Here is a 5415-nt window from a genome sequence, read left to right as displayed (position 1 = left end):
CCCCCCCCCCCCCCCGCCACGGGCGTCATGACAAAGACTTGCGTTTGGCCGCCTCGGCACAGATCACCCGCCGACGCGCATCATCCGCCGAGCGCCATTCGCGGATATCTTCCACGTGCCGGAAACAGCCGAGGCAGACCTTCTGCTCATCCAGCTTGCACACGCTGGTGCAAGGGGACGGAACCGCGGGGCTCACGTTGCTGTAGAGCGGCTTGGGTGGTCGCGCCGGGGCTGGCTGGCTCACGCGGTCACAGTCCTTCGAATTCGAGCTCAGCGCCCGCCTGCTGCTTGACGATGCGTTCGAGCATCTCGCCCAATTGCTCTTCGCTCTTGTCGCACATCCAGCGCTCGCTTTCCTCGTCATAGTCGAAGTGAAAACCACCGGACACCGCCGCCAGCCACAGCTGCCGCAAAGGTTCCTGACGGCTGAAGATCAGTTGGCTGCCGTTTTCGAACTTAACCGTCAGCACACCAGCGGAAATTTCCAGGTCGATATCCATGTCGCTGTCGTCGAAGATATCTTCCAGCGTTTGCTGGGTGGTATCGACCAGATCGTGGAAACGGGCTTCAGTCAAACTCATTGCGGCAACCTCGAAAAAATATCGGCTCATGCTCAAGCGCCGCAAGATACGGACGCTTCCCGGTGATTGCAAAGGATATACCGCTTGAGACAACCAGCGCCGCCGGACGGGCGGCCCGTTGCATAGGCAAGCTGACGGGTGGCCGGTATACTCCGGCGCAATTAACGCATTTTCAAGGATTTCGCCATGAAGCGCCTGATCTCTTCCCTTGCTGCGCTCGTCGCGGTTGCCTGCCTTGTGACAGCTTGTGGTCAAAAAGGTCCGCTGTACCTGCCTGATGACAGCAAGTCTCCTGAAGAGCAGGCCAAGTCGTCGCAATCCAAGTCACACGCGCACGACACCCACACCACTTACTAAGGGACTGCCATGGACGCTTTCAACAACCGTGGCGGGGAGCTGTTCGCGGAAGGGGTTGCCCTGTCCGCGATCGCCGAACGTTTCGGCACGCCGACCTACGTCTATTCCCGTGCCCATATCGAAGCCCAGTACCGCACCTTCGCCGATGCCCTCGAAGGCATGCCGCACCTGGTGTGCTTCGCGGTAAAAGCCAACTCGAACCTGGGCGTGCTCAACGTCCTGGCGCGCCTTGGCGCCGGCTTCGACATCGTATCCGGCGGTGAGCTGGAGCGTGTACTGGCCGCGGGCGGCAGCGCCGACAAGATCGTTTTCTCCGGTGTCGGCAAGACCCGCGAAGACATGCGCCGCGCGCTGCAAGTCGGCGTGCATTGCTTCAACATCGAATCGACCGACGAGCTGGAGCGCCTGCAAATCGTCGCCGCCGAGCTGGGCGTGCGCGCACCGGTTTCCCTGCGCGTAAACCCCGACGTCGACGCCGGCACCCACCCGTACATTTCCACCGGCCTGAAGGAAAACAAGTTCGGCATCGCCATTGCCGACGCCGAGGACGTGTACGTACGCGCAGCCCAGCTGCCAAACCTGGAAGTGCTCGGCGTCGATTGCCACATCGGCTCGCAACTGACCACGCTCGAGCCGTTCATCGATGCCCTTGACCGCCTGCTGGCGCTGGTCGACCGCCTCGGCGATTGCGGCATCTATCTGCGTCACATCGACCTGGGCGGCGGTGTCGGCGTGCGTTATCGCGACGAAGAGCCGCCACTGGTGGCCGACTACATCAAGACCGTGCGCGAGCGCCTCGAAGGCCGCGACCTGGCGCTGCTGTTCGAGCCCGGTCGCTACATTGTCGCCAATGCCGGCGTGCTGCTGACCCGGGTCGAGTACCTCAAGCACACCGAGCACAAGGACTTCGCCATCGTTGACGCGGCCATGAACGACCTGATCCGCCCGGCGCTGTACCAGGCCTGGATGGATGTCACCGCGGTGCGCCCACGCGATACCGCGGCCCGCGCCTACGACATCGTCGGGCCGATCTGCGAAACCGGTGACTTCCTGGCCAAGGGTCGGGAGCTGGCGCTGGAAGAAGGCGATCTGCTGGCCGTGCATTCGGCGGGTGCCTACGGGTTTGTCATGAGTTCCAACTACAACACCCGCGGCCGTTGCGCCGAGGTGCTGGTGGACGGTGATCAGGCATTCGAAGTGCGCCGCCGCGAGACGGTAGCCGAGCTGTTTGCCGGCGAAAGCCTGTTGCCGGAGTAATCCCATGCTGCTGCGTTTTACCAAGATGCACGGCCTGGGCAACGACTTCATGGTCCTCGACCTGGTCAGCCAGCACGCGCACATCCTGCCCAAGCACGCCAAGCAATGGGGCGACCGGCACACCGGTATCGGTTTCGACCAGTTGCTGATCGTCGAGGCGCCGAACAACCCGGACGTGGATTTCCGCTACCGGATCTTCAATGCCGACGGTTCCGAGGTGGAGCAATGCGGCAACGGTGCGCGCTGCTTCGCCCGCTTCGTGCTGGACAAGCGCTTGACTGCCAAACGGCAGATTCGCGTCGAGACCAAAAGCGGCATCATCGAGCTGGATGTCCGCAGCGACGGCCAGATCGGCGTCAACATGGGTGCCCCACGCCTGGTTCCGGCGGATATTCCGTTCCAGGCACCGGCCCAGGCCCTGAGCTATTCCGTCGATGTCGACGGTACGCCGGTCGAACTGGCGGCGGTGTCCATGGGCAACCCCCATGCCGTGCTGCGGGTGGATGATATAAACAGTGCGCCCGTGCACGAACTGGGGCCGAAGATCGAGCATCATCCACGCTTCCCGGCGCGGGTGAACGTCGGCTTCCTGCAGGTCATCGATCGGCATCGCGCGCAACTGCGCGTCTGGGAGCGCGGCGCCGGGGAAACCCAGGCTTGCGGCACCGGCGCCTGCGCTGCGGCCGTCGCCGCGATCAGCCAGGGGTGGATGGATTCGCCCTTGCTGATCGACCTGCCCGGCGGGCGCCTGTCCATCGAATGGGCAGGCCCTGGCCAACCGGTGATGATGACCGGCCCGGCCGTACGTGTATACGAAGGACAAGTTCGTCTTTGAGTGAGCCAAACCATGACCGATAAGCCTCAGGTTCCAGCCCCGCAGCCCGACGAGTCCCCGAGCCAGAACCCGGAAGCCGCAGCCGTGGCCGCTTACCTGGAGGCCCATCCGGACTTTTTCGTCGAGCATGAAGACCTGCTTTCGACGATGCGCATCCCCCACCGGCGCGGAGATACCGTGTCGCTGGTGGAGCATCAGATGAAGATCCTGCGCGAACGCAACATCGAAATGCGCCACCGCCTTTCGCACCTGATGGACGTGGCGCGCGACAACGACCGGCTCTTCGACAAGACCCGTCGCTTGATCCTCGCCTTGATGGACGCCAGCACCCTGGAAGACCTGGTGATGAGCGTCGAGGACAGCCTGCGCCAGGACTTCCAGGTGCCTTTTGTCAGCCTCATCCTGTTTGGCGACAACGCCATGCCGGTGGGTCGCTGGGTGACTCACGCCGAAGCGCAGACCGCCATCGGCGGCCTGCTCACGGAAAACAAAAGCGTCAGCGGCAGCCTGCGCGAACATGAGCTGGACTTCCTGTTCGGCGAAGAACAACGCAAGCAGATCGGCTCCACAGCGGTCGTCGCCATCGCCCACCAAGGCGTGCACGGCGTGCTGGCCATTGCCAGCCGGGATCCGCAGCACTACAAGAGCTCGGTCGGCACACTGTTTCTGAGCTATATCGCCGAAGTCACCGGCCGCGTGCTGCCACGGGTTGCCGGTTCACTGCGCTCGGTACGCTGACGATGGAACGGCAACTGGACGCCTACTGCGAGCACCTGCGCAGTGAGCGCCAGGTGTCGCCGCACACCTTGTCGGCCTATCGTCGCGACCTCGAAAAGGTGCTGGGCTGGTGCCAGAAACAGAATATCGGCAGCTGGTCGGCCCTGGATATCCAGCGCCTGCGCAGCCTGATCGCCCGCCTGCATCAACAAGGGCAATCCTCCCGCAGCCTGGCGCGACTGTTGTCGGCGGTGCGCGGCTTGTACCAGTACCTCAACCGTGAAGGCCTCTGCGACCACGACCCGGCCACCGGCCTGGCACCGCCCAAGGGCGAGCGCCGGTTGCCCAAGACGCTCGACACCGACCGCGCCTTGCAGCTGTTGGAAGGCGCCGTCGAGGATGACTTCCTGGCGCGACGGGACCAGGCGATCCTGGAGTTGTTCTATTCCTCGGGCCTGCGGCTTTCGGAACTGACCGGGCTGAACCTGGAACAACTGGACCTGGCCGACGGCATGGTCCAGGTACACGGCAAGGGCAGCAAGACCCGCCTGCTGCCTATCGGCCGCAAGGCCCGCGAAGCCCTGGACTTGTGGCTGCCGCTGAGGGCACTGGCCAACCCGGCCGATGACGCAGTCTTCATCAGCCAGCAAGGCCGGCGCCTCGGGCCGCGGGCGATACAACTGCGAGTCAAGGCTGCCGGTGAACGCGAGCTCGGACAGAACCTGCACCCGCACATGTTGCGGCACTCGTTCGCCAGCCACCTGCTCGAATCGTCCCAGGACCTGCGTGCCGTCCAGGAACTGCTCGGCCACTCGGACATAAAAACCACCCAGATCTATACCCATCTGGATTTCCAACACCTGGCGACGGTCTATGACAGGGCCCACCCCAGGGCCAAACGCATCAAGGGCGACGAATCATGACCATCGAACTCATCACTTTCGACCTGGACGACACCCTGTGGGACACCGCCCCGGTGATCGCCAGCGCCGAAGCCGTATTACGCCAGTGGCTGACCGATAACGCAGCGGACCTGGGCGACTTTACGGTGGAGCGCTTGTGGGCTATCCGCACGCAAGTGCTCAGCGAAGAGCCGGACCTCAAGCACCGCATCAGCGCCTTGCGCCGACGCGTGCTGTTCCGGGCGCTGCAAGACGCCGGCTACGACCAATGGCGGGCTTCGGAGCTGGCAGACCAGGGTTTCGAGGCCTTCCTGCATGCACGCCATCAACTGGAGGTCTTTCCCGAGGTGCAGCCGACCCTGGAATTGCTCGCCAATGATTACGCCCTTGGCGTCGTCACCAATGGCAATGCCGACGTGCGGCGCCTGGGGCTGGCGGATTACTTCAAGTTCGCCCTGTGCGCCGAGGACATCGGCATCGCCAAGCCCGACGCCCGGCTGTTCCACGAAGCCCTGCAACGCGGCGGCGCCACCGCGCAGACCGCCGTGCACATCGGCGATCACCCGGGCGACGACATCGCCGGCGCCCAACAAGCCGGCCTGCGGGCGGTATGGTACAACCCGACAGGCAAGGCGTGGGCTGCCGACCATGCGCCGGATGCAGAAATCCGCAGCCTGACCGAACTGCCAGGGTTGTTGGCAGGATGGCATAACCCGCGCTGAGCCCTCCCGGCAACCACAACGCCACCTGTGTGGGGGGGGGGGGG

Annotated in this window: 8 protein-coding genes; 6 read left to right on the top strand and 2 right to left on the bottom strand. The window is 64.0% G+C overall.

Annotated elements, in window-relative coordinates; translation table 11 throughout:
• Positions 1-25 precede the first annotated feature (25 nt).
• Together ACE04F_RS16930 and cyaY are read right to left on the bottom strand one after the other, a co-directional pair.
• A complete protein-coding gene (locus ACE04F_RS16930) occupies positions 26-244 on the bottom strand; it encodes a DUF1289 domain-containing protein (protein ID WP_486108448.1) in 219 nt (72 codons plus the stop codon).
• A gap of 4 nt (positions 245-248) precedes the next feature.
• On the bottom strand, positions 249-581 hold the full coding sequence (gene cyaY, locus ACE04F_RS16925; RefSeq protein ID WP_486108446.1) for an iron donor protein CyaY: 333 nt from the start codon (positions 579-581) through the stop codon (positions 249-251).
• A 186-nt stretch (positions 582-767) separates the two neighbouring features.
• Here cyaY and lptM point away from each other — a divergent pair, with 186 nt between their 5' ends.
• Genes lptM through ACE04F_RS16895 form a run of 6 tightly spaced genes read left to right on the top strand, consistent with a single transcriptional unit; the run spans position 768 to position 5371 of the window.
• Entirely contained in the window at positions 768-938 is a 171-nt protein-coding gene (lptM, locus tag ACE04F_RS16920; RefSeq protein ID WP_047226132.1) for an LPS translocon maturation chaperone LptM, read from the top strand.
• Positions 939-947: 9 nt separating this feature from the next.
• Positions 948-2195, top strand: a complete 1248-nt coding sequence (lysA, locus tag ACE04F_RS16915) for a diaminopimelate decarboxylase (protein WP_486108444.1) — start codon at positions 948-950, stop codon at positions 2193-2195.
• Positions 2196-2199: 4 nt separating this feature from the next.
• A complete protein-coding gene (gene dapF / locus ACE04F_RS16910; RefSeq protein WP_486108443.1) occupies positions 2200-3030 on the top strand; it encodes a diaminopimelate epimerase in 831 nt (276 codons plus the stop codon).
• Positions 3031-3042: 12 nt separating this feature from the next.
• On the top strand, positions 3043-3768 hold the full coding sequence (locus tag ACE04F_RS16905) for a DUF484 family protein (protein WP_305497960.1): 726 nt from the start codon (positions 3043-3045) through the stop codon (positions 3766-3768).
• A gap of 2 nt (positions 3769-3770) precedes the next feature.
• Positions 3771-4670, top strand: coding sequence for a tyrosine recombinase XerC (gene xerC / locus ACE04F_RS16900; RefSeq protein ID WP_486108441.1), 900 nt, complete (start codon positions 3771-3773; stop codon positions 4668-4670).
• Positions 4667-5371 carry an HAD family hydrolase gene (locus ACE04F_RS16895; protein ID WP_486108439.1) on the top strand — a complete coding sequence of 235 codons (705 nt, stop codon included), beginning with the start codon at positions 4667-4669 and terminating at the stop codon, positions 5369-5371. Before xerC ends, ACE04F_RS16895 begins: the two co-directional genes overlap by 4 nt.
• The last annotated feature ends 44 nt before the right edge of the window (positions 5372-5415 follow it).

The organism is Pseudomonas sp. AGC41, from assembly GCF_057334555.1.
This window is presented reverse-complemented; position numbering and strand designations above follow the sequence as displayed.